We start from the raw sequence: 22,662 nt of genomic DNA on the forward strand, positions 1-22,662 counted from the left end.
ATGCGGAGAGGGCGGAACGTTTCAATGGCATTGGCGCTGAAAAGCTGGATCAGGGAGAGGATCAGCACCGTGCCCACGGCCAGCGAACCGCTGGCCGATTTCCCCGAGCTGCGCAGGCTGCTGACCATCTGGCGTCACGCCTGGGTCGATGCCGGCAGGCAGGTTCCCGACCGCCGGCTGATGGACCCGGTGAACCTGCCCCGCCCCCTGCTGCCCAGCATGTTCATCTATGAGCGGGAGGGGGAGCGGTTTCGTTGCCGGCTGGCAGGATCGCGCCTGCGGGAAGTGTTCGGCCATGCCATGGAAGGCCGTTACCTTGATGACATGGTGAAGCCAGAATCGGCTCCCCGGCGCAACGCCATCTTTAATACCGTGTTGGAAGAAGGCAAGCCATTGATCTATAGCGGCTTTCTGGTAGCGGAAGGCAAAGAGTGGCGTTATTTCCGGCGCCTGCTGCTGCCCATGCGCAAACAGGCCGGCGGGCCGGTTGATCAGATCATGGGCGCGGTGCATTTCTGCGACCCGCCGCCCGGCCTGCGGCAGAACCCGCATGATCCCGATGGTCAGATCATCCTGATGATTCTGGAGCCGCAGCCGGCCGACCGGTCTGTTTAAAGGCTGCGGCGCGAGCGCAGCGCCGCCGTCAGCGTGCCATCATCCAGATAATCCAGTTCCCCGCCCACCGGCACGCCATGGGCCAGCCGGGACAGGGCTACGCCGCAATGCGCCAGCCGGTCGGACAGGTAATGCGCCGTCGTCTGCCCGCCCACCGTGGCGTTCAAGGCCAGAATCACCTCCCGCACCTCCGGGCGTGACGCCCGTTCCAGCAGGCCGGGGATGGCCAGATCGTCCGGCCCCACCCCTTCCAGCGCCGACAGCGTGCCGCCCAGCACATGGTAACGGCCCCGGAAGGCCCCCGTGCGTTCCAGCGCCCAGAGGTCGCCCACCTCTTCCACCACGCACAGCAAGGCGGGGTCGCGGCTGGTATCGGTGCAGATATGGCAGGGGTCGCGGCTATCCAGGTTGCCACAGACCGAACAGCTGCGGATATTGGCCGCCGCCTCCGCCAGGGCGGCCCCCAGCGGTGCCATCAAGCCATCCCGCCGCTTGATCAGATGCAGGGCGACACGGCGCGCCGAACGCGGCCCCAGGCCGGGCAGCTTGGCGAGCAACTGGATCAGGCGGTCGATTTCAGGTCCAATCATGCGGCGGAGCCTAGCCGATGTTCAGCAATTGTTCCAGTGTTTAGCAACAGCCCGGCTGCCCTTATACCCCTCAATCGCCTGCGCCAGCATCCGCTGGCTTGGCTACGCCGCACGAGCGGCGCGGCAGCAGTCGCTGCCGTCCCAACGGTCATGAATGATGACCGTTGGGATTACAATAACGCCCCGGACGGGCCGGGGCGTTATCGTGGGATCAAAAGGACAGATCAGAACGGCATCTTGAAGCCGGGGGGCAGCTTCAGCCCGCCCATCATGGCGTTTGTCTGTTCCGACATATAGGCCTCGACCTTCGCCTTGGCATCGTTGAAGGCGGCGGTGATCAGGTCTTCCAGCACCTCGACATCTTCCGGATCGACGACCGATTTGTCGATCTTGATGCCGCGCAGGTCGCCCTTACCGTTCAGCGTGACCTGGACCATGCCGGCCCCGGAAACGCCGGTCGCCTCATGCTCGGCCAGCTTGGCCTGCATTTCCTGCATCTTGGCCTGCATCTGCTGGGCCTGCTTCATCATCTGGCCGATATTTTTCATGGCTCAGAAGTCTCCTTCATAATCGCCCTCGTCCATGGGCGGTGGGGCATCGAAATAAGGGTTGTCGGGCATCTCGTCACCCCCAAAAGCGTCCAGCGCTTCGGGAATATCGGGCAGAGCCAGCGGGAGCGGGGCCATGGTGACGGCGGAGAGGTCGCGGATCGTGTCGATCTTCGCGCCGGGAAAGGCCTCCAGGATGGCCTTGACCAGCGGATGTTCCGCCGCCTCGGCCCGCACACGCAGTTCTTCGGCCTTTTCCTGCTCAGCCAGTGTCGGCTCACCGGCCGAACCGGAAACAGAGACGACCCAGCGCCGCCCGGTCCATTCCGTCAGCAGCTGGCCCACCCGGCCCGGCAGATTCTGCGGCACGGAAGACTGCAAGCGCAGCTCAATCATCCCCGGTTCGAACTTCACCAGATGCACGGCGGCACGCAGCGTGCCGGCTAGCACCCCTTCCCGCTTGGCCAGGAACAGGTCGGCCACCTCCCGGAAGCTATGCGGATCATCCAGCACCAGGGCCGCCGGCTGGGGAACCGGGGCCAGCGCCGGGGCCGGCTGGGCCAGGGCCGCCATGGCCCGGCCACCGCCATTCACCACGGCCATCGGGGCGCCACCCGCCGGGGCTGCCGCCATCACCAGACCACCACCCAGGGCCGTGGCACCACCACCCTGGCCGCCCCCACCCGCGCCATGCAAGGCGCGGGCTGCCGCCTCTGCCCCGCCCGCCTCGTTGATCTTCTTGATCAGATCGCCGGGTGTGGGCAGGTCGGCGGTATAGGACAGGCGGATCAGCACCATTTCCAGCGCCTGCATCGGCACCGGCGCATGTTGGATTTCACCCAGCCCCTTCAACAGAATCTGCCAGGCCCGCGCCAGGGCCGGCATTCCCAGCCGGCCAGCCAGGGCCACACCACGCGTGCGCTCCTCCTCCGGGATGGAGGGATCGTCGGCGGTGCCCGCCACCACGCGGGCGCGGGTCAGGAAATGGGTCAGGTCGAGCAAATCCTGGGTGACAACAATGGGGTCGGCACCGCGCTTGTGCATATCTTCCAGGATATCCAGCGCCTCAGCCGGTTTGCCCGTCATCGTCGCTTCAAACAGGTCCAGCACGCGGGTACGGTCGGCCAGACCCAGCATGTCGCGCACCTGGGCCAGTGTCACCGACCCGCCACCCAGCGCAATGGCCTGATCCAGCAGCGACAGGCCATCGCGCACCGAGCCGTCGGCGGCGCGCGCGATCTGGGCGATGGCATCCGCCTCCACCGGCACCTGTTCCTTGTCGGCGATGCGGTTGAAATGGCCGACAAGCGTGCCATGATCCACCCGGCGCAGGTCGAATCGCTGGCAGCGCGACAGCACCGTCACCGGCACCTTGCGGATTTCCGTGGTGGCGAAGACGAATTTCACATGCGGCGGGGGCTCTTCCAGCGTCTTCAACAGGGCGTTGAAGGCGCTTTTCGACAGCATGTGCACTTCGTCGATGATGTAGAGCTTGTAACGCGCCGAAGAGGGGGCATAGCGCACCCCCTCAATGATCTCGCGCACATTATCGACGCCGGTATTGGACGCGGCGTCCATCTCGATCACATCGACATTGCGATCGGCGGCGATGGAGACACACATCTCACAGACGCCGCAGGGGCTGATGGTCGGCCCGCCGGTCCCGTCGGGGCCAATGCAGTTCAGCGCGCGGGCGATGATTCGGGCCGTCGTCGTCTTGCCCACGCCGCGCACACCCGTCAGCATATAGGCCTGATGGATGCGGCCGGACTGGATGGCATTGCGCAACGTGCGCACCAGCGCATCCTGGCCCACCAGCTCGTCAAAATTCTGCGGCCGGTACTTGCGCGCCAGCACGCGATAGGCAGCACCGGCGGCGGGGCTGGTCGATGTCGTCTCGTCGGTCACAGGCCTGATCTTCGGCAACGGGCTTGGGAAAGCATCGGGCTTCAATGTAGTGCCCCCCAGGGCCGGACGCCATGGGCAATTGCGCGATACAGCAAACGGCAACATTCGCGCTGAAACACAGCGTGCTGCATTAAACAAAAATTCTGCTGAAGGTGGGAGGCTGGACGAACGACCCGAGCCGAAACTCGTTACGGCTGCTTCCTTCCGGACCTGACCGGGTTGGCGAGGGACTCGCCCGCTGCCAACCTCCCGCCCCCTATATCGGCGTGCCGCGCCCACATGGCAAGGGAAAATTGCACCGTTGCTGTTTGAGCACAGGGGCGGATTTGTTGCAACGCGGCAGCAAACCCCCCTTTGCATGTTGCACAGCGAAGGATTATCCGTCGGCTTAATCCAGGCTGGCGATGCCGGGCCTGACCCCCACAGGAATGAACAGGCAAACATGACCAACCATCGTCGCACCCGCACTGGCAAGCTGCTGTCCTGCGCCGCTGCCGCCGCCATGCTGATGGCCGCCCCCGCACTGGCCGCCGATACCGCCATCCTGGAAGAAGTGATCGTCACCGCGCAGAAGCGCTCCCAGAATATGCAGGAAGTGCCGGTCTCGGTGGCCGCCGTGACGGCTGACCAGTTGGCGAACTTCGCCGCCGGTGGTGCGGATATCCGCTTCCTGGCCGCCCGCGTGCCCTCGCTGAACGCCGAATCCTCTTTCGGCCGCACCTTTCCGCGCTTTTATATCCGCGGCCTGGGAAACACCGATTTCGACCTGAACGCCTCCCAGCCGGTCAGCCTGGTCTTTGACGAGGTGGTGCTGGAAAACCCGATCATGAAGGGTTTCCCGGTGTTCGACGTGGAGCAGATCGAAGTGTTGCGCGGCCCCCAAGGCACGCTGTTCGGCCGCAACACGCCGGCCGGCATCATCTCCGTCAGCTCCGTCAAGCCGACCTTCGAGACGAACGGCTATGGCAAGGTCTCCTATGGTCGCTGGAACGCCATTGAGGCGGAAGGTGCCGTCGGCGGCGCGCTGATTGACAATGTGCTGGCCGCCCGTATCTCCCTCTCCCACCAGCGCCGCGACGGTTATGTCGATAATGACTATACCGGCGAGAAGGACGCGATGGAGGGCTACGAGGACACGGCCGGCCGCGTCCAGTTCCTCTATACCCCAACCGAGCGCTTCACGGCCAACCTGAACGGCCATTTCCGCTCGATGAACGGTACGGCCCGCGTGTTCCGCGCCAATATCATCAAAAAGGGCAGCAACGATCTGGTGCCGGGCTTCTCGCCCTACCACGCCTACACCGACGGTCAGAACACCCAGGACGTGAATTCGCGCGGCGCCAACCTGAACGCCCAGTATGAATTCGAAGGCGTCACCCTGACCTCCATCACCGCCTATGAATATGTCGACGCCTTCTCCCGCGGTGACGTGGATGGCGGCGTGGCCGGCAAGGGCCCGGGCTTCGTGCCCTTCTCCGTCGAATCGGCCAGCAAGATCAACGGCATCGACCAGTTCACCCAGGAACTGCGTCTGGCGTCGAGCAATGATGGCCCGCTGAAGTGGCAGACCGGCCTGTATTATTTCGATGAAAAGGCCGATTTCGCCAACCTGTCCTATGGTGCTGCCTCCAGCGACGTGCTGAAGCGCACCACGGTGGCTAATTCGGTGCAGGATAACGACACCTGGGCCGTGTTCGGCCAGATGTCCTATGCCCTGACCGAAGAACTGACCCTGACCGGTGGCCTGCGCTACACCGAGGACGACAAGACCCTGGTGCGTCGTGAAGTGGCCTATGGTTCCGGCAACCCGGTGGCCGGCAGCGTTTCCCGCGCCAAGACCAGCGACGAGCGCGTGAGCTGGGATCTGGCCGCCGATTACGCCTTCACCGATGACGTGCGCGGCTTTGTGCGCGTTGCCAGCGGCTTCCGCGCCCCCACCATCCAGCCACGCAGCGTGAACATCACCACCGCCAATTCGGAAAAGGTGATGTCCTATGAAGCCGGCGTGAAGTCCGATCTGCTGGGCAAGCGCGCCCGCGTCAACCTGACCGGCTTCTATTATGAGGTGAAGGACCAGCAGTTCACCGCCGTCGGCGGTGTCAGCAACAACAACACCCTGCTGAATGCCGACAAGGGCATTGGCAAGGGCTTTGAAGCCGACATCGAACTGCTGCCGGTGGAAAACCTGATGCTGACCGTCGGTACCAGCTACAACCACACGGAAATCAAGGACGCCACGCTGTATGTGCCGGCCTGCTCCGGTGGCTGCACCGTGCTGGACCCGATCCGTACCGTCGGCACCTCCCGGCAGGCCAGCATCAACGGCAACCCGTTCCCGCAGGCCCCGCGCTGGATCTTCAACACCACCGCCCGCTATGGCATCCCGGTGGGTGAGAATGATGAGGTCTATGCCTTCACCGACTGGTCGTACAAGAGCACGGCCAACTTCTTCCTGTACGAATCGGCAGAGTTCCATTCCCAAGCCCGCTGGATCGGTGGTCTGCGCGCTGGTTACGCCTATGATGGCGGCCGCTTCGACCTGTCTGCCTTTGTCCGCAACATCACGGACGAGCGCGGCCTGGAAGGGGGGATCGACTTCAACAACCTGACCGGTTTCATCATCGAGCCGCGCACCTATGGTGTGACCGCCCGCATGAAGTTCTGATCGGGTTCCTGATCCCCGGTGCCATGCATCGGGGATTCCAAGCGACAGCCCTCCCAGTGGGCATGGTTTATGCCCACTGGTGCAATCTGCTTGTTCTTTACGAAGGGGCGTCCCGCGTGGGGCGCCCCTTTTGCTTTTGCTGCTGCGGGCGTATGGCTTGTTGGCACAGGCAACAGCAAAGGCCGCCACATCATGGCGAAGCTGAATTTTTATGCCGGCAGCGGTCTGGACCGCGCAGCCCACTTACGCAAAGACCCTGACTGGCTGGCCCGACAATTGGCGCTGGCCGGGTCACAGACGCGGCTGGTGCCCTATTGGCGCGGCAAGCATCTGGTGGCGGGAAGCGATGATCAGCCCCTGCCCGTCTTCCTGTCGCCCGACGGTGAATGGTGGCGAGATCTGACCACGGCTACCCCCATCTTTTTAGGGGTAGAGGGGGAAATCAGCTATTTCGCCCTGGATTTCTCCGCGCAGGAGGATGCGGAAACGCTGCCCGCCTTCACGGCACTTGGCCGGTTCCAGGAAATCCGCACCGTGGCACGGTTGATGGATCGGCAGACGGCCGCGCTTTATGCCTATGTGCGGGCCCTGATGCTGTGGCATGAACGGCACCGGTTCTGCGGTACCTGCGGCGCAGCCACGGAAATCACAGAAGCCGGGCACAGCCGGCGCTGCTGTAACCCCGCCTGTGGGATCAGTCACTTTCCCCGCCACGACCCGGCGGTCATCATGCTGGTGCATGATGGTGACCGCTGCCTGCTGGGTCGCCAGTCGCGCTTTCCCCCCGGCATGTATTCCACGCTGGCCGGATTCGTGGAACCGGGTGAAAGCCTGGAAGAGACAGTGGCGCGGGAATGCTGGGAAGAAGCGGGCGTGCGGGTGGATGATATCACCTATCATTCCAGCCAGCCCTGGCCCTTCCCGTCCTCCCTGATGCTGGGCTTCCACGCCCGTGCCACCACGCTGGATATCCGCGTTGATGGGGAGGAACTGGAAGATGCCCGCTGGTTCAGCCGGGATGATCTGCTGGCGCAGCATGAGCCGGAAACATTCCGCCTGCCGTCGCCAGACAGCATTTCCCGCCAACTGATCAATAGCTGGCTGTTTGGCTGAGCATGAAAAAGGCCGGCGCGCAATCGCCGGCCTTTTTAACTCAATCGTCGCGCTGGGTGCGTTCCATTCGCTCATGCCGTTCCTGGGCTTCCAGGCTCAACGTGGCGATGGGGCGGGCTTCCAGGCGGCGGACACCGATCGGGTCGCCCGTCTCCTCGCAATAGCCGTAATCGTCATTGGCGAGACGTTCCAGGGCACTGTCGATCTTGGAGATCAGCTTGCGTTCCCGGTCGCGCGTGCGCAGTTCGAGGGCACGGTCGGTTTCCAGCGTCGCACGGTCGGCGATGTCCGGCTCTTGCAGGCCGCCATCCTCATGCAGGCTGTTCAGGGTTTCGTTCGATTCCCGCAGCAGCTCCGCCCGCCACTGCAGCAGCTTGTGGCGGAAATACTGCTTCATCACGGGATTCATATATTCCTCGTCCTCGCTGGGACGATATCCGGCGGGCAACAGAGGCAACGATGATGACGACATCTTCAGCGGTCCGATCCTGGGCCTCGAAACGGGGCGGAGTATAGGGAGAGGCATCTCTCCCCGCAACATTCCTGCAGGGCACTCATGCAATCTTCTTAAATCCCGCTGAAACAAAGGGTTAAAGCTCAGACGCCCCGTCGTGAAACAACAAGGGCGGCCCAAAGGCCGCCCCATACCCCGCCGACAGCGATGAAGCGGGGCCGCATCAGCCGCCGCTGGTCAGCTTGGCAATCTCCACCTGCGCCCGCAGATCAATCTCATCCAGCACTTCCTGCAGGCGGGGATCATCCAGATTCTCCCGCTGCACCTGCACCATGCGCACCAGATCGTGCAGCTTTTCCACGGGGAAGCTGCCGGTCAACAGGCCAAGGCGCAATTCTTCCAGCCGATCCAGAATATCTTCCCCGCGCGCTTGGGCGCGGCGGCGCTTTCCGGACAGGGCGTCATCCACCTCCTGCAAGGCAAACAGGGGATTGATGCCGACAGCCGCCTGCGAGCCGGAAGAGCGGACAGCCCCTTCCTCCTCCCCCTCATTCAGGTGGCTGGCGAACATGCCGCCGCCGCTTTTCTGCGCCTTCCGGACCTGGCCGGGGCGGGCGGAACCTGGACCCTCGATCTTCATGGCCGTGGCAACAACTTCCCATCAAAGCGACTAAGGAACCGACACCTTGGTATCGGTGGCTTGGATCATACATCATATAGGTATCATCCCGCCGCCTTGGACACATAGGGCAAATTTTTCCCAAAGGACCAGAGCGGCGGCGAAATACCCCCGCCACCCGGCAGGAATCGGATGGCGGCGGCCTCCAAAGTCCTTGAAAGCCGCACTATGGCTCGACTGGCATGGAAATGGCATAGTTATTGGCGAGACGAGGCGACAATGCCCGCCGGAACCGAATGACTTTCTGAAGAATCGGATCGACGCCATGGTGACGACCCAGCACAAGCGCCCCAACCGCTCCCGCCCGCTGCCGATGCTGCTGCTGGCCCTGGTGGCGGCGCTGACCGTGATGCTGACCCCCGGCACCGCTGGGGCGCAGAGCCGCATCAAGGATATCGCGAACATCGAAGGTGTGCGCGACAATATGCTGATCGGCTATGGGCTGGTGGTCGGCCTGAACGGCACCGGCGACACGATCAACAACTCCCCCTTCACCGAACAGAGCCTGATCGGCATGTTGGAACGGCTGGGCGTCAATGTCCGGGGCGACACGATCCGCACCAAGAATGTGGCGGCCGTCATGGTGACGGCCACCCTGCCGCCCTTCAGCTCGCAGGGCTCAAGGATTGATGTTTCGGTGGCCGCCATGGCCGATGCCAAGAATCTGCAGGGCGGCACCCTGCTGGTGACGCCGCTGCTGGGCGCCGATGGGGAGGTCTATGCCGTAGCGCAGGGGGCCGTGGCGGTGGGCGGATTCTCCGCCCAGGGGGCCGCTGCCTCCGTCACCCGCGGGGTGCCGACCAACGGCCGGATCGCCGGCGGCGCCATCGTGGAGCGGGAGATAGATTTCGCCCTGTCCGACCTGCCCTTCCTGCGCCTGTCCCTGCGCAACCCGGATTTCACCACCGCCATGCGCACGGCGGAGGTCATCAACCAGCAGTTCGGCCGCAATACCGCCAAGGCCCTGGACCCGGCCGCCGTGATGATCGATGTGCCGATGGCGCGCAAGGCCGATCTGGTCTCCTTCATCCGCGATGTGGAGCAATTGCGGGTGCAGCCCGACCAGCCGGCCCGCGTGGTGATCGACGAGGCATCCGGTGTGATCGTCATGGGCGAGAATGTACGGATCAGCACGGTCGCCATCGCCCAGGGTAACCTCACCATCCGTATCACGGAAACACCGCAGGTTTCCCAGCCAGGCCCGCTGTCGCAGGGTGGCCAGACGACGGTGGTGCCGCGCACCGATATCCAGGTGGACGATAGCGCTGACAAAAAGCTGGCCGTGATGCCGTCGGGCGTATCGCTCCAGGAACTGGTCAACAACCTCAATGCACTTGGGATTGGTCCGCGTGATATGATCTCCATCCTGCAATCCATCAAAGCCGCTGGCGCGCTCCAGGCCGAGATCGAGGTGATGTGATGAGCGACTTCAAACTCTCCCCCCCCGGCTTCGACGCCCAGGCCCTGGCCCAGGTGCGCAGCGCCGCCCTTCCCCGTACGCCGACGGCGAAATCCCCCGACGCACAGGGGGAAACCGCCCCCGGCGTGGAAAAGGCGGCGCAGGATTTCGAAGGGGTGTTCCTGTCACAGATGCTGTCGCAGATGTGGACCGATGTGGATACCGACCCGAATTTCGGCGGTGGCGAGGCAGAGAAAACCTGGCGCGGCATGATGACCGAGGAATATGGCAAACAGATCGCCAAAGCCGGTGGCGTCGGCATCTCCCGCGAGGTCCAGCAGGCCATGTTGCGGATGCAGGAACAGGCCCAGAACGGCAACCCATTGGCCAGCATGATGCATAAGGGGGAAAAATGAGCGCAAACAGTTGCGTGCAAGCGCTGGTGGAGGCAATGCAGCGTCTGGCAGCCTTGTTCGAGGAGGAGAACGCCGCCATCCGCAGCCGCAATCTGCCAGCCCTGACGGATATTGCCAGCCGCAAGACCCTGATGGTGCGCACCTATGAGGATTGCGTGCGTTCCATCAAATACGACCCGGACGAATTGCGCACCCTGGATGAGACGGTGCGCGACGTGTTGAAGCAGGAAACCGAACGCTTCATCGACAGCACGCTTGCCCATGCAAGGCTGGCGCGCGCCGCAGCACAGGTGACGCAATCCACCGTCCATACCATGGTCAATGCCATCAACCGAGCACGGGCCGAAGAAGGGGCCTATACACGCCGAGGCGGTATGGTGATGCCGGCAGCCTATGCCCGCAAAACCACGCCCAGCATGACGCTGGACAGGCGGCTCTAGCAGGGTGCTGTAAAGGGCATTTACACCGTGCGAGCGGGGGATTTTCGGCAAGATCAGACGTGAACAAGGCGCCCCGCCACCAGCCGGGCGCCTTTTCCTTGTAAACGCGCCGCCCCCGGCAAGCCTTGCCGGGGGAGAGGGCAGGAACTACCGCCCGGCAACGGTATCAGGGGGGGCAGACACACCGGGACACAGGGTTTTCAAGGCGCGGCGATTGGCACGAAGGCTGCATTCCTTGAAGCTGACACCAGCGCAGGAAGCCCATCATGGACATAGCCAGCCTTTTCACCACCCCGACGGCACCCACCGGTGCCACGGCCGGCATGGGAACCCCGGCGGGCAATGCAACCTCCATGACGGGCGGTGATGAGGTTCAAAACTTCAACCGCCTGCTGAAAGGCTTCCTGGACAATAGCGGCACAACAGGCAGCGCCGTGCCGGCGCTGCGGACCTCGTTGGAAAATGCCGGCACTCCGCGCCAGGGCGATGCGGTGAACATGGCCAGCCAGCCCCCGCAGGGCCTGGAAGGTGGCACCCCCCTGGTAACCGAGGGTGCCCCGTTGCCGCCGCCAACGGTCGACACAACACCCGAAATGCGCTGGCAGCAGGCCGGGCTGAACTTGCTGGCCATGGGGCAGGCCGATGACACCGCCCCGCCCCTCAGCGATGAGGTTGCTTCCTTTCTCAACGACCTCAGTGCCTTGATGCGCCAGCAGGGGCTGTTCGCCGGAAAGACCGCCCCGAAAATCAACAAGGGGGAGGATAATCCTGCGACGCTGTCAACCGGGCAGGAAATCCCCGCTCCGCAGACAATGGCGGCTTCTGCCGCCGCCCCCCTCCCCTCAATTCGCACGAATGCGACGCCGACAATCTTCAGCGGCGCGCTGGCCACGAACATGCAGGTGGTTGCATCCCCGGAAACGGGGACGATGACGGAGGAGATCACCATTACCAGCACCGGTCCGTTCGCCGGGCCGCTGGCGGGGGAGACCACAGCGGCAGAGGATGACGAAACCCTGGCCGCGGTGCCCATCGATGCCGAGCAGGCGGTGAAAGCAGCAGCAGCGGATTCAGGTCAAGATGTGGCGCTGCTGCTCAATAACGGATTGATGCCGCCCCCCGTAGCCGACACAGTGGCCACCCCGATGGCGCTGGCCGGAAAGGCACACGGTGATACGGTCGATGCCCTGGTGACTGAGTCGTCAGCACCGTCCCCCAACCCCACCCCGGCACCAGCGAAAACCGGGCGGGAAGTCCCCGCCAGCCGTCGGACTGACCCTGTGGCAGCAGGAATGGCTGCATCCACTCAAGCCACGCCCGGGGCAGGCGGACAGCAACACGCTGTCACCCGTCCCGATATCGCAGTACCGGAGGACACAACCACGCCCCCGGCCACGACAAAGGCCGGGACGAATGGCCCTGTCCCGCCCCAGGGCACCCCCGTGGCAGCAGTTTCTTCCGTACCGGCCGCCGCAATCGCGCAGGAGCCGGCGAGCCCTGCTGTCCATTCTGATAGGGGCATGGGAACGGCTGCTGCTGAACCGCCTGTCGTGACCACAGTCAGCCAGGACAACGCAGCCACCCGTCCCGATCAGCCAATCGCCGCGACTACCATTATCCGTTCTCCTGGCGCCCCCACCGCCACCGAGACGCGGCCAGCCGCCCGACCGGATCAGGGAACCGCGAATAGCGTGGCTGTGCCGGTACACCTTGCGAATCCTGCGCCGGATAGCGACCGTTCGTGGATTAAGCCCGCGTCCGTCAACACGGGGGCTGATCAAGTCGCCGCCCGTGGAACTGTCGCCGCCGGCAGCATCATTCTGCCAGCCGGAATGCAGCCTTCATCCGTGAACGAACCGACGCCGACAGCAGAAGGAATGGCAACAAGCAGGACAGCTCAGTCCGGCCCGGCGGTAAACGTGACGACAAATCCCGTTGTTGCCCCCCCTCCTTCCGCTGTTGGAACAACGACCACCGGCAGCATCGTTCTGCCGGCAGGGATGCAGCCGGCAACTGTGAATGAGCCGATACCGACCGCAGAAGGGGTGACAACCAAGGCCGCTCCGTCCGGCCCGGCGGTGCGCGTGCCGGCGCCTTCCAATGTCGCTGTTGATAATAGCAGCGTGCCTCTGCGGGATGCCGCCCCCCCGACCAGCGGTGATGCCCCCGTCATAGCCCCGATAACGAAGGGTGCGAGCGCTGCAACGCTGACACCCGCCGTTGCCCCCACCGCAGCATCCCGGTCGAACGCCCTTGCCGATAGCGCTACACCGGTCGCCAATGGGACGCCTGCCGCAGCCGCGACCGATCGCGGCTTGCAGCGCGGCAATGTCACCACAGCGACAGCAGCGCAGCCGGTTTCGCTGGATCAGGGCCAGCCGGCAGCATCCACCCCCGCCAGCAAGCCTGGGATGACGCGCGCCGCGGAAATGACGGAGAACCCAAAACCCGCCGTCAAGCAGGCTGACCTTCACCAGAATTCCACCACCGGTATCACAGATGCGCCCCGGCAACAGTCCGCCATCACGGATCAGCAGCCGGCAATTCCTGCCGCCCCAGCGGGGGCGGGTGAAACGGAAATGGCTGACCTGACCGGAATTGGCGCTTCTGCTTTATCTGGCACTTCAGTCAAGGTCACTCAGCCGCAACAGCCCCAGCCAGCGGCAGCGATTGCGCAACCCGAAACCATCGCCCCGGCCTCTAACCTGGTGGCAGGTGACACCACCCCTCAGGCCCCAGCGGATAATGCAGAGACCGCGCGGGAGGCCACGGCCTCTCCCACCAGCACCGGTATCAGCCAGCCAGCTGGCACCGTAGCCCGCCAAAAGACTGCCAACCCCACCGCCACCAGCGGCGCGAATGATGAAGTGGCGGCCCCAGCAACCGACAAGGCGACTGTCCGTGACGATAACCTCGGCACCGGCGCAATCGCTCCCAAAGAAGGTGGCAAACCACGCCGAATGCTGGCCCCCCATCATACCGAAACCGAGGCCGCGACGCACATGGCGGCAATGGAAGCAGCGGGCGAGCGGCCGCAGCAAGCCGCCCCACGCCCGGCCAGCACCATCCCGACAACGACCGGCGCAACGGACAGCCTTCTGAGCCGTGCAGTGGCGGAAACCGGCTCCACAGCCGGCGGAGAGTTGGGGACCGAACAGCAGGGCGCGCAGACAAGGTCCGGAACCCGGGGGCTGGAGGAAACCAGTCTCAACAATGCCGCTGCTGACGGTGGCAAGGTCGGGGCGGCCGATTTCAGCCAGCACCTGCGCCAAACCAGTGCCCCCGGCGCCCCTCACCGTCCGGGTACCACCCCCCCCGCCACCTATCAGGTTGCCGTGCAGATGCAGCGGGCGGCCCAGGACGGCAACGACAAGATTTCCATCCAGCTTCGTCCCTATGATCTGGGACGGGTCGATGTGCAGCTTGAGTTCAACAAGGAAGGCAGGCTGCGGGCCAAGGTGACGGCAGACAGCTTCCAGACCCTGGAATTGTTGCAGAAGGATAGTCGCAACCTGGAAAACGCCCTGCGGGAAGCGGGCCTGAGCACCGATCAGAACAGCCTCAGCTTCTCCTTGCGCGATGATGGTGATCAGGCACAACGCCAGCAGCAGGAAAAACAGCAGGATCAGAAATCTGGCACACGATTTGCTTCTATCGAGGTTGAGGAAGACGGTCCGGCAATCCCTGCCTACCAGCCCATAATGGGGCCGGGGCGGGTTGATGTCCGGATCTGATAGAACCCCCAGTGGGAAAGAAGGTCACCGATGTCGATCTCCAGCGCGGCCAATACGCTAAAGAACAGCACCCCCGCTGCCAATGGCACGAAGAACACGGCCACCAGCACCACGGGGACCGGCTCTTCGGCCACCACCAACTCCCTGAAGGATCTTTCGCAAAATTACGAAACCTTCCTGCGGCTGTTGACGGCCCAGCTGCAAAATCAGGATCCCCTTCAGCCGCAGGACACGGCGGCCTTCACCAATCAGCTGGTCCAGTTTTCCCAGGTCGAACAGCAGATCGCCGGAAACAAGAAACTGGATGAGATGGTGGCCGCCATCAATAACGGCCAACCCAACCAGGCCCTGGGCTATCTGGGCAAGACGGTGGAAATCCAGTCCAATGGTTGGTCATTGCAGGATGGCAAGGCCCACCTGACCGTCAGCACCGACGCGCCAGCCGACAGCTCCGTGCTGGAGATCAGCGACAGTAAGACCAATAAGGTTGTTCGCACGATTGAACTGACCAAGAATGCCGGAACCCAGGATGTCGACTGGGATGGCAAGGATGCCAGCGGCAACCAGCTGGAAGACGGCACCTATGTGGCCAAGGTCAAGGCCACAGGGTCTGACGGCAAGGCCCTCGAAGCCCAGATTCTCACCTTTGGCAAGGTAACGGGTGTCGACCTTACAGGGACCGAACCCCATCTGATGCTGGGCAAGCTGCCGATCAAGATGTCGAACGTCCTGTCCATTAAGTAATGGTAACCAAAGTTATTTTACAGCCTTTCACTGTTTGTTAATGGCGCCGACCTTATCGATGGGGGTACCCCGTTGATTGAGGTCAACATGACCATTTTAACCCGCAACGGCGCGGACGAAGTTGCCGACGCCAGCCCCCACGCCTCCAACGTCAGCAGCCTGACGCTGGACGATCTGCCGCCGCCTGACACACGCCGCTGGGTGATGCGCCGCAAGGCGGAAGTGGTGGCCGGCGTGCGCGCCGGCCTGTTGAGCTTCGCCGAAGCCTGTGCCCGCTACAGCTTGTCAGAAGAAGAACTGGCCTCCTGGCAGCGTCTGATCGACCGCCATGGCGTGAAGGCCCTGCGCGTCACCCGCCTGCAGGATTATCGCCGCCCAGTGGGTATGGAGTGAACAGCTGTCACGTCCCCACATCCATACAAATCAGTTCAGCGTAGATTATCGGCGATGCTGTGCAGACCATGGGCGCGCAGCACCGCCTCCCGCTGACGCAGGCGGCGGCGGTCAACGGACTGCCGGGTCGCCTCCCCGCCCAGAATCGTGCCATCCTCGCCCGACAGGGCTATGACCAGCCGTTCCAGCAAAGCCGGGTCACGACTGGGGTCGCGGGTATCCAGCGGCTTATCCGCATTGATCTCCCGCAACAGACGTTCGGCCAACGCTGCTTGACTGAACGGCAGATGCCCTTCCTGGATCAGCCGGGCGATCTGCTTCATGGCTGGGCTGGCCAGCGGTTCGGCCGCCCGCTTGCGGCACAGCACGATATCGGCCAACCGCAACAGCGCTTCGCCCAAAGTGGGCTGCGGGGCCAGTAATTCCTGCACGACATCGGCAAAAATCAGCAGATCGGCAAGAATGGCATCCACCTGGCGGACAAGCCCATTCTCAACATTCTCCCCCGCCAGCACGGCCAGGGCCTCCACCTTGCCCAACAGGGAGCGGTAATCAAACAGCCAGATGCTGATCAGCGAATTCAGCACATAATCGTGCAAATCGAGTGGGGCGCGCTCCAGAATATGCTGGCTGAAGCCACCCAGATCCTTGCCGCGAAAATCAGGGTAGGAACTGCGTTCAGCGGCAAAGGCGCGCGCTTTCTGCTGGGCCTGGGTGACCAGACCATCCAGCAGGGTCAGGCGTTGTTTCGGGGTTTGCCCGGCCACAGGGGCCTGTACCCCGGCAACCCGGTGCAGGGCCGCATTTACCAGCCCCTGGGCATCCTGCAGCTTGCGGATATGGCTGTAGCAATGCAGCAACTCGCTGGCGCCGATATTGTTGCGCTGAAGATAATCGCGCATCACCTGGCTGATGGTCCGGCGCCCTTCTGCCGTATAGAGATCCTCCAGCTGCTGGCACAGCGCCACTTCGCCCACCGGCGTGCACACCGTCAGGGGCTTCACTGTGCGCAGCGGGCGCGACTGTTCATAGACCACCGTTTCAGAACCCACGCCGTTGGCCAGCGTGCGCAGCCGGACGACCTTCACATCATGCGTCTTGTCGGTGATCAGCAGATGTCTGGCCTCGGCAATCGCATCCTCTTCCGTATCGCAGAGCATATGCAGCTGCCAGCGGTCCTCCGTTTTCAGGAAGACTTCAAAGGTCAGACGCTTGTTCCAGAAACCAAGACCGAAAAACATGAAAGCCCCCATGAACAGGCTTAGTCTATGGAATATAGGGGGAGAGGCAATGCACTGTTGAGCGCAGGATGAGTTCAAAAGAATAGCGGCGCCCCCAGGGAGGGGGCGCCGCGTCGGCAATATTGCTGAAAATCATTCCCCGTTCAATCAAAGGGATTGGAACTGCCCTTGCGCAGCAGCATCCGGATGGGGATGCCCGGCAGATCAAAACTCTCGCGCAGCCCATTGACCAGATAGCGGGAATAGTTTTCCGGCAGATCCACCGGCTTGCTGACGAACAGGGCGAAGGTGGGCGGACGGCTCTTCACCTGGGTCATATAGCGAATCTTCAGACGGCGGCCATCCACCAGCGGCGGCGGGTGCGATTCCGTCATCCCCGCCAGCCAGCGGTTCAGCTGAGAGGTGGGGATACGCCGGTTCCACACGCCATAGGTGGTCACCACGCAATCCAGCAACTCATGCAGACGCTGACCCTTCAGGGCGGAAATGGTGACGGTGGGGATGCCCTTCACCTGCGGCAGCGACGTCTGCAGCCGGTCGGTCAGGCGGCGCAGAGCGGCATTCTTGTCCACCACCGCGTCCCATTTGTTGAGCGCGATGACCAGGGCGCGCCCTTCCTCCACCACCAGACGGGCGATGGTCAGATCCTGCTTGTCCAGGATACCATCGGCATCCAGCACCAGCACCACCACATGGGCCATGCGGATGACGCGCAGCGTATCCTGGTTGGCCGCCCGTTCCAGCTTGTCATCCACACGGGCCCGCTTGCGCAGGCCGGCCGTATCGACCAGCCGGATGGCCCGGCCCTTCCAGCTCCATTCCACCGCGATGGCATCGCGGGTCATGCCGGCCTCTGGCCCGGTCAGCACCCGCTCTTCCTGCACCAGGGCGTTCAGCAGGGTGGATTTGCCGACATTCGGGCGCCCGACAATGGCCATCTGCAGGGCCTTGGGCTCCGGCTCATCCGGCACATCGTCGGTCTTCTCCGCGGCGATGGCTTCAACCAGATCGTCCTCGGGCAGGTCGTCTTCGACCTCCTCCTCCTCCGGCGCCGGTTCTTCCTTCGGCATATGTGGCAGCAGGGCATCCACCAGATCGGCCATGCCCTCGCCATGTTCGGCCGACAGCGGAACCGGTTCACCCAGGCCCAGCTCATAGGCCTCAATCAGGCCCGGCTGGCTGGCCGCACCCTCACACTTATTGGCCACCAGGATCGTCGGGGTCTTCACCCGCGCCCGCAGCCAGGCGGCAAAATGCTTGTCCATCGCCGTGACGCCGGCACGGGCGTCAATCAGGAACAGGCAGACATCGGCACGTTCGATGGCACGCTCGGTCTGGACGCGCATCCGCGCCTCCAGGCTGCCATCGAACACATCTTCCAGACCGGCCGTATCGACCACCGTGAATTCCAGCCCACCGACTCGACCATCGGCCGCGCGCCAGTCGCGGGTCACGCCCGGCGTGTCATCAACCAGGGCGATCTTCTTGCCGACCAGCCGGTTGAACAGGGTGGACTTGCCGACATTCGGGCGCCCGACAATGGCGACCGTCAGCCGGTGCGTGGCCTTTATCACTTAAAACACTCCAATTACTGATAGGCGACCACGTCGCCGTCGTCGGTGAGAATATACAGGGTCTCACCGGCAACGACAGGGGCCTGGATCGCAGGGCCGGGCAGCTCTGTACGCCGGATCACCTTGCCATCCGTCACCGACAGTTCCACCATCTGACCGGTGCTGTTGGTCAGGATCAGGCGGCCCCCCGCCACCAGCGGGCCGGTCCACAGGATCGGGTCTTCCCGGTCCTCCGGATCTTCATAGCGATCCAGCTCGGCAATCCAGCGGACACGGCCATCCTTGCGGGTCAAGGCCACAACCTGGCTGTCATTGGTGGTAACGAACACCCAGTCGCCCACCACGGCCGGGGTGGTGATGCCGCCAATATCCTGTTCCCAGACGCGCTGGCCGGAGCGGATATCGATGGCGGCCATGCGGCCGGAATGGCTGATGGCATAGGCCACGCCATCGGCAATCACCGGCAGACCACGAATGTCAGCCAGACCGGTCAGGTTCTCACCCCGGCGCACCGATGCCAGACTGTCCTGCCAGGCCTGACGGCCATTTTCCACGCGCAGGGCGAAGACCTCGCCGGAGGAATAGGGGACAATGGCGGTGTCACCCTCAATCGCGGCGGCAGAGCCGCCCAGCAGGGCCGCCGGCTCCAGGAAGCCGGTATGATACCATTCCAGCGCCCCCGTCTCCGCATTCAGGGCGATCAGCTGGTTATCCACTGCCGAGACGAAGACGCGGTTATCCACCACCGTCGGAGCGGAGCGGATGGGACCGGCGATTCGCCGCCGCCAGACCACATCCCCCTTGTCGACATCCAGGGCCACCGCCTCACCAAAGCCGTTGGTGGCGTACAGGCGGCCATTGGCGAACGTCACGCCACCGCCAAAGGCCTCGCCATCCTGCTTTTCCCGCAGGATGTTGCGGCGCCAGACGCGCGCCCCGCTCTTGGCATCAAAGGCGTGCAGATCATAATCCGTGTCCAACACGTAAAGCCGGCCATTGGCCACCACCGGGCCGGCCAGCAGACGCGCGCTGGAAGAGGAACCCTGGATGCTGGCCGACCAGACGCGGCGCAGCGGACCATTGCTCAGGGCCACATTACCGGGATAGTGCGCCGGGTTGCCGCCGGGCTGCGCCCAGTCGGCGTTGGCCTGGGCTTCCGGCAGGGCGACCGCCTGATCCGCCACCTGGGGATCGACTTCCAATTGCTGCTGAAGCTGCAGCACGGAGATGCGGTTGCCGCCCAGCTTGGGGCCCTTATCCTCGCTGAACCAGTCGCCGATACCGCAGCCGGACAGCAGCAGACAGGCAAGCAAGGGCGCCGCCACCCGGCGGGCCATCACATAACGGGAAGACCGGGCGGAAAACGTGGCGCGCGGGGCGCCGAAACGGGTGCTGCTGACCATGATATCCTGGTTCTCGGGCGTCATTTCGGCGCCGCGAACAGCGCGGCGAGTTCGGTGGCACGGCTGCGCACGCCCTGCGGGGCCTGGGCATCCTCGGCAAGCTGCTTGAACAGCTGTTCGGCGCGGGCATTATCGCCCGTCTTGGCGGCCAGCAGGCCGGCCACTTCGGTGGCAGAAGCCCGCCAGGGGTTGCCGGCCGTCAATAGCGGGGCAATGCGCTGGACCAGCTTGGCCGGGTCGCCCGCATCCATCTGCAACTGCACCGACAGCAGGGTCGCCATGTCGCGCAGCAATGCGTCGCTCTCCCCACTGCCGGCGATCTGGTCGTAAAGCGCAATGGCCTCGTCCCGCTGCCCGTTTCGGGCGCGCAGGCCCGCCTCATACAGGCGGGCAATGACGGCCTGGCTCTGCCCCAACTGGCTGGCAGCGGCGGCCAGCGCATCGCCGGCGACCTTCACATCAGGCGCGCCTTCTTCCGGCCGGGCCTTGGCCAGCGCCGCGCTCAGCACGGCGGTACGCTTCTCCATCTCATGGGCGCGCCACTCTTTCCAGCCTACATAGCCGGCTGTGGCCACCACGATCAGAACGGCCCCACCCACCACAGTCGCGCCATGGCGCTTCCAGAAGGAGACCAATTGATCGCGACGGAGATCCTCGTCAACTTCGCGAAAGATGTCGGACATGCATCACCCTCGGCCGGTCGCCGAACCGAATAAACAAAGGGGGGCGATACCAGACACCCCGCCCCGGGTCAAGGCGGCTGCCCCTTCCCTTCACCGCCCTTGCACGACCGGGACGGATAATCCCAGCGGCAAAGACGGCCATAACAATACGATGCTTTCAGGCAATTGCGGGGCAAAAAGCGAACTGCCAGCGGATTTCGCCAAGGCGGAGCCATCCGCCAGACACGGCAAGCATGATGGGCAAAGCGGTATCGACGGGTCATGCCAAGGGTCATGGACATGACCCTTGGCATCAGTTCCCCACCGGCTCCGGCGGATTCAGGTTCAGCCAGTCGGCCGCCACCATGGCCTGGGTGCGATTACGGACCCCCAGCGCCTTGAAGATAGCGGTGATATGAATCTTCACCGTTCCGACCGTCAGATCAAGCGCTTCAGCGATCTCGATATTGGAGCGCCCCTGGCGGATCATCACCAGGATTTCCCGCTGCCGGGGCGTCAGTTGCTTGCCCCCATCCTCCCGGAAGAATCCCGCCGGAACCGGCCCGGCCACGGTCATCAACGGTTCCCCGCCCGGACGCATTGCCACAACCGGTGGCACAAAGATGCCTCCGTCTGCAACCACCTGAAGGGCGCTGGCCAGTTCTGCATCCACATCGCTGCGTCGCACATAGGCCCGCGCCCCCTCACCCAAGGCTGCACGCATCCGTTCTGGATCATTCCCCCCCAGGGCGATCAGCGGCAAGGCTGGACAGGCGGCAACGAAATCCCTGATGGCCCCGCGCGACACCATGGTCGTGGACAAGACGACGATATGGCCGTCGCCCCCCGCCCCCGCCAATGCGCACGCCTCCGCCAGATCCGCCACATCATCCACACGGTCCGTGAAGCCGGCGCGCCGGGCAATCTGCCGAACCCGCTGGCAAAAGCCAGCCTCATGATCGATTAATAGAATACGCATTCGCTCCGACCCCTTGGGTCATCCCGCAACTTGTCATGGGTGGAGCGGGATGGCACTGGCTCACTATACACGGGGTTTCGCGCTCCTACAATTTTATGCATCAGCAAAATGCAAAATCTTTGAGTGCATCGTGAAAGCATCGCGCTCAACCGTAACGGGCCGTTAACCGACTTTGCCGACAAACAGTGAACGAAGGCAAATCTACGCCCAATGATGGCCAATAGAATATCAATAGGCATTAACCAAGATTAGATATCTCCCAACGGGTTAGGTCATGAAACACCGAATCTCCCATTTGCCCATCTTGCGACGCCAGTTATTAAGACATTCTATAGCATACATGTCATAAATTTCGGGGACGTCCCATGCAACCCACCACCGTGCTGCCCCCGCCCCAGAAAGCATACTATAATATGATGTGGTCAATAGGGTCATGCTCTCGCCCTGTCCGGGAATGCTGAATATGACATCCCGAGTGGCCATTCTGGTTTCCAGCGGGTCAGCCCATTCGGCACTGAAGGAGGGGTTACAGGATTGCATGGCGGAAGTGGCGCATTATCCGACCGTGGGCGCTCTGCTTCAAGCGGGCAGCCTACCCGATATCCTGTTGATCGACCTGCCCCATTTCAGCATTCTGCGGGGGCGTGAGCCGGTAGCTTGCCTGCGCCTTTCACGGCGGGGGCGAATCCTGCTGGTGCTGTCGTTGTCGGATACGCTGGCCGCCGCCCCTTTGCTGCCCTTCGCAGATGCCTGGATTTTCACCGACGCGATCGGCGGCCGAGCGCAGCCGCTGATCGCGCTGGGGCGGGAGGCCCATACCGCCCTGCCGGCGCAGCTGCTCAGCCAGGCGGGAATCGATCAGATGCGGCTGACTCTGCTCGACCGGCTCTCCCCGGCGGAACATCGTTGTCTGCTGGCTTTGGGACAGGGGCTTAACAACAAAGATATTGGCAAAGCGCTGGGCCTGCCAGAGACAACGGTCAAATCACTGGTACGATCAATGCTGAGTCGGCTGAATTTTCGCAACCGCACAGAGGCAGGCGTCTTCTCAGCCCGCAATCAGGACGCGATCAACTCCACATCTCCCGGCAATATCCTTCACTGA

At 63.5% G+C, this 22,662-nt stretch carries 20 protein-coding genes and 1 other RNA gene; 10 read left to right on the forward strand and 11 right to left on the reverse strand.

Annotated elements, in window-relative coordinates; genetic code table 11:
• The first annotated feature begins 24 nt into the window (after positions 1 to 24).
• On the forward strand, positions 25 to 615 hold the full coding sequence (locus GE253_RS13360; protein ID WP_173012629.1) for a PAS domain-containing protein: 591 nt from the start codon (positions 25 to 27) through the stop codon (positions 613 to 615).
• Here the strand turns inward: GE253_RS13360 and recR are convergent.
• The 4 genes from recR to ffs all read right to left on the reverse strand — a co-directional run bounded on the left by recR (position 612) and on the right by ffs (position 3,911).
• The gene (gene recR / locus GE253_RS13365; protein ID WP_153204613.1) at positions 612 to 1,205 is read right to left on the reverse strand and encodes a recombination mediator RecR; all 594 of its coding nucleotides are present in this window, start codon (positions 1,203 to 1,205) and stop codon (positions 612 to 614) included. The two genes, GE253_RS13360 and recR, sit on opposite strands and share 4 nt — an antisense overlap.
• A gap of 224 nt (positions 1,206 to 1,429) precedes the next feature.
• Positions 1,430 to 1,753: a YbaB/EbfC family nucleoid-associated protein gene (locus tag GE253_RS13370; RefSeq protein WP_153204614.1), complete on the reverse strand. Its 324-nt coding sequence runs from the start codon at positions 1,751 to 1,753 to the stop codon at positions 1,430 to 1,432.
• 3 nt (positions 1,754 to 1,756) lie between these two features.
• Complete coding sequence (locus GE253_RS13375) at positions 1,757 to 3,661, reverse strand: DNA polymerase III subunit gamma/tau (RefSeq protein WP_348770848.1); 1,905 nt, start codon at positions 3,659 to 3,661, stop codon at positions 1,757 to 1,759.
• A 152-nt stretch (positions 3,662 to 3,813) separates the two neighbouring features.
• Positions 3,814 to 3,911, reverse strand: an RNA gene (gene ffs / locus GE253_RS13380) — signal recognition particle sRNA small type.
• Between the two features lie 192 nt (positions 3,912 to 4,103).
• Between ffs and GE253_RS13385 the strand changes: the two genes are divergently transcribed.
• Positions 4,104 to 6,326 (forward strand): TonB-dependent receptor, encoded by a 2,223-nt coding sequence (locus tag GE253_RS13385; RefSeq protein WP_153204616.1) that lies wholly within the window; start codon positions 4,104 to 4,106, stop codon positions 6,324 to 6,326.
• 192 nt (positions 6,327 to 6,518) lie between these two features.
• Complete coding sequence (nudC, locus tag GE253_RS13390) at positions 6,519 to 7,439, forward strand: NAD(+) diphosphatase (RefSeq protein ID WP_153204617.1); 921 nt, start codon at positions 6,519 to 6,521, stop codon at positions 7,437 to 7,439.
• Positions 7,440 to 7,479: 40 nt separating this feature from the next.
• On the opposite strand, the gene dksA is transcribed toward nudC, so the two are convergent.
• Positions 7,480 to 7,911: an RNA polymerase-binding protein DksA gene (gene dksA / locus GE253_RS13395; protein WP_153204618.1), complete on the reverse strand. Its 432-nt coding sequence runs from the start codon at positions 7,909 to 7,911 to the stop codon at positions 7,480 to 7,482.
• A 205-nt stretch (positions 7,912 to 8,116) separates the two neighbouring features.
• On the reverse strand, positions 8,117 to 8,533 hold the full coding sequence (locus GE253_RS13400) for a flagellar assembly protein FliX (RefSeq protein ID WP_089286959.1): 417 nt from the start codon (positions 8,531 to 8,533) through the stop codon (positions 8,117 to 8,119).
• A gap of 304 nt (positions 8,534 to 8,837) precedes the next feature.
• On the opposite strand from GE253_RS13400, the gene GE253_RS13405 reads away from it, so the two are divergent.
• The 6 genes from GE253_RS13405 to GE253_RS26260 all read left to right on the forward strand — a co-directional run bounded on the left by GE253_RS13405 (position 8,838) and on the right by GE253_RS26260 (position 15,698).
• On the forward strand, positions 8,838 to 9,992 hold the full coding sequence (locus GE253_RS13405) for a flagellar basal body P-ring protein FlgI (protein ID WP_153204619.1): 1,155 nt from the start codon (positions 8,838 to 8,840) through the stop codon (positions 9,990 to 9,992).
• Positions 9,992 to 10,387, forward strand: coding sequence for a rod-binding protein (locus GE253_RS13410; protein ID WP_153204620.1), 396 nt, complete (start codon positions 9,992 to 9,994; stop codon positions 10,385 to 10,387). Before GE253_RS13405 ends, GE253_RS13410 begins: the two co-directional genes overlap by 1 nt.
• On the forward strand, positions 10,384 to 10,827 hold the full coding sequence (locus GE253_RS13415; protein WP_153204621.1) for a hypothetical protein: 444 nt from the start codon (positions 10,384 to 10,386) through the stop codon (positions 10,825 to 10,827). The genes GE253_RS13410 and GE253_RS13415 overlap by 4 nt, the downstream gene beginning before the upstream one ends.
• A gap of 266 nt (positions 10,828 to 11,093) precedes the next feature.
• Positions 11,094 to 14,561, forward strand: a complete 3,468-nt coding sequence (locus tag GE253_RS13420; RefSeq protein WP_153204622.1) for a flagellar hook-length control protein FliK — start codon at positions 11,094 to 11,096, stop codon at positions 14,559 to 14,561.
• A gap of 30 nt (positions 14,562 to 14,591) precedes the next feature.
• The gene (locus GE253_RS13425; protein ID WP_153204623.1) at positions 14,592 to 15,305 is read left to right on the forward strand and encodes a flagellar hook capping FlgD N-terminal domain-containing protein; all 714 of its coding nucleotides are present in this window, start codon (positions 14,592 to 14,594) and stop codon (positions 15,303 to 15,305) included.
• Positions 15,306 to 15,392: 87 nt separating this feature from the next.
• Complete coding sequence (locus GE253_RS26260; RefSeq protein ID WP_153204624.1) at positions 15,393 to 15,698, forward strand: DUF1153 domain-containing protein; 306 nt, start codon at positions 15,393 to 15,395, stop codon at positions 15,696 to 15,698.
• A 35-nt stretch (positions 15,699 to 15,733) separates the two neighbouring features.
• On the opposite strand, the gene GE253_RS13435 is transcribed toward GE253_RS26260, so the two are convergent.
• The 5 genes from GE253_RS13435 to GE253_RS13455 form a co-directional block, all read right to left on the reverse strand.
• Positions 15,734 to 16,939 (reverse strand): hypothetical protein, encoded by a 1,206-nt coding sequence (locus GE253_RS13435; RefSeq protein ID WP_153204625.1) that lies wholly within the window; start codon positions 16,937 to 16,939, stop codon positions 15,734 to 15,736.
• A gap of 143 nt (positions 16,940 to 17,082) precedes the next feature.
• Positions 17,083 to 18,513 (reverse strand): ribosome biogenesis GTPase Der, encoded by a 1,431-nt coding sequence (gene der, locus GE253_RS13440; protein WP_348770849.1) that lies wholly within the window; start codon positions 18,511 to 18,513, stop codon positions 17,083 to 17,085.
• A gap of 14 nt (positions 18,514 to 18,527) precedes the next feature.
• On the reverse strand, positions 18,528 to 19,940 hold the full coding sequence (locus tag GE253_RS13445; protein WP_247878643.1) for a PQQ-binding-like beta-propeller repeat protein: 1,413 nt from the start codon (positions 19,938 to 19,940) through the stop codon (positions 18,528 to 18,530).
• Positions 19,937 to 20,599, reverse strand: a complete 663-nt coding sequence (locus tag GE253_RS13450; protein WP_153204626.1) for a tetratricopeptide repeat protein — start codon at positions 20,597 to 20,599, stop codon at positions 19,937 to 19,939. Before GE253_RS13450 ends, GE253_RS13445 begins: the two co-directional genes overlap by 4 nt.
• A 292-nt stretch (positions 20,600 to 20,891) precedes the next feature.
• Entirely contained in the window at positions 20,892 to 21,557 is a 666-nt protein-coding gene (locus tag GE253_RS13455; RefSeq protein ID WP_153204627.1) for a response regulator transcription factor, read from the reverse strand.
• Positions 21,558 to 22,020: 463 nt separating this feature from the next.
• Between GE253_RS13455 and GE253_RS13460 the strand changes: the two genes are divergently transcribed.
• Complete coding sequence (locus tag GE253_RS13460) at positions 22,021 to 22,662, forward strand: LuxR C-terminal-related transcriptional regulator (protein WP_173012630.1); 642 nt, start codon at positions 22,021 to 22,023, stop codon at positions 22,660 to 22,662.

The organism is Niveispirillum sp. SYP-B3756, assembly GCF_009495745.1.
GTDB lineage: Bacteria > Pseudomonadota > Alphaproteobacteria > Azospirillales > Azospirillaceae > Niveispirillum.

Coding starts and splice junctions, on each gene's coding strand:
- GE253_RS13360 (WP_173012629.1), top strand. CDS start 25: ATGGCATTGGCGCTGAAAAGCTGGATCAGGGAGAGGATCAGCACCGTG.
- recR (WP_153204613.1), bottom strand. CDS start 1,205: ATGATTGGACCTGAAATCGACCGCCTGATCCAGTTGCTCGCCAAGCTG.
- GE253_RS13370 (WP_153204614.1), bottom strand. CDS start 1,753: ATGAAAAATATCGGCCAGATGATGAAGCAGGCCCAGCAGATGCAGGCC.
- GE253_RS13385 (WP_153204616.1), top strand. CDS start 4,104: ATGACCAACCATCGTCGCACCCGCACTGGCAAGCTGCTGTCCTGCGCC.
- nudC (WP_153204617.1), top strand. CDS start 6,519: ATGGCGAAGCTGAATTTTTATGCCGGCAGCGGTCTGGACCGCGCAGCC.
- dksA (WP_153204618.1), bottom strand. CDS start 7,911: ATGTCGTCATCATCGTTGCCTCTGTTGCCCGCCGGATATCGTCCCAGC.
- GE253_RS13400 (WP_089286959.1), bottom strand. CDS start 8,533: ATGAAGATCGAGGGTCCAGGTTCCGCCCGCCCCGGCCAGGTCCGGAAG.
- GE253_RS13405 (WP_153204619.1), top strand. CDS start 8,838: ATGGTGACGACCCAGCACAAGCGCCCCAACCGCTCCCGCCCGCTGCCG.
- GE253_RS13410 (WP_153204620.1), top strand. CDS start 9,992: ATGAGCGACTTCAAACTCTCCCCCCCCGGCTTCGACGCCCAGGCCCTG.
- GE253_RS13415 (WP_153204621.1), top strand. CDS start 10,384: ATGAGCGCAAACAGTTGCGTGCAAGCGCTGGTGGAGGCAATGCAGCGT.
- GE253_RS13420 (WP_153204622.1), top strand. CDS start 11,094: ATGGACATAGCCAGCCTTTTCACCACCCCGACGGCACCCACCGGTGCC.
- GE253_RS13425 (WP_153204623.1), top strand. CDS start 14,592: ATGTCGATCTCCAGCGCGGCCAATACGCTAAAGAACAGCACCCCCGCT.
- GE253_RS26260 (WP_153204624.1), top strand. CDS start 15,393: ATGACCATTTTAACCCGCAACGGCGCGGACGAAGTTGCCGACGCCAGC.
- GE253_RS13435 (WP_153204625.1), bottom strand. CDS start 16,939: ATGTTTTTCGGTCTTGGTTTCTGGAACAAGCGTCTGACCTTTGAAGTC.
- GE253_RS13445 (WP_247878643.1), bottom strand. CDS start 19,940: ATGACGCCCGAGAACCAGGATATCATGGTCAGCAGCACCCGTTTCGGC.
- GE253_RS13450 (WP_153204626.1), bottom strand. CDS start 20,599: ATGTCCGACATCTTTCGCGAAGTTGACGAGGATCTCCGTCGCGATCAA.
- GE253_RS13455 (WP_153204627.1), bottom strand. CDS start 21,557: ATGCGTATTCTATTAATCGATCATGAGGCTGGCTTTTGCCAGCGGGTT.
- GE253_RS13460 (WP_173012630.1), top strand. CDS start 22,021: ATGACATCCCGAGTGGCCATTCTGGTTTCCAGCGGGTCAGCCCATTCG.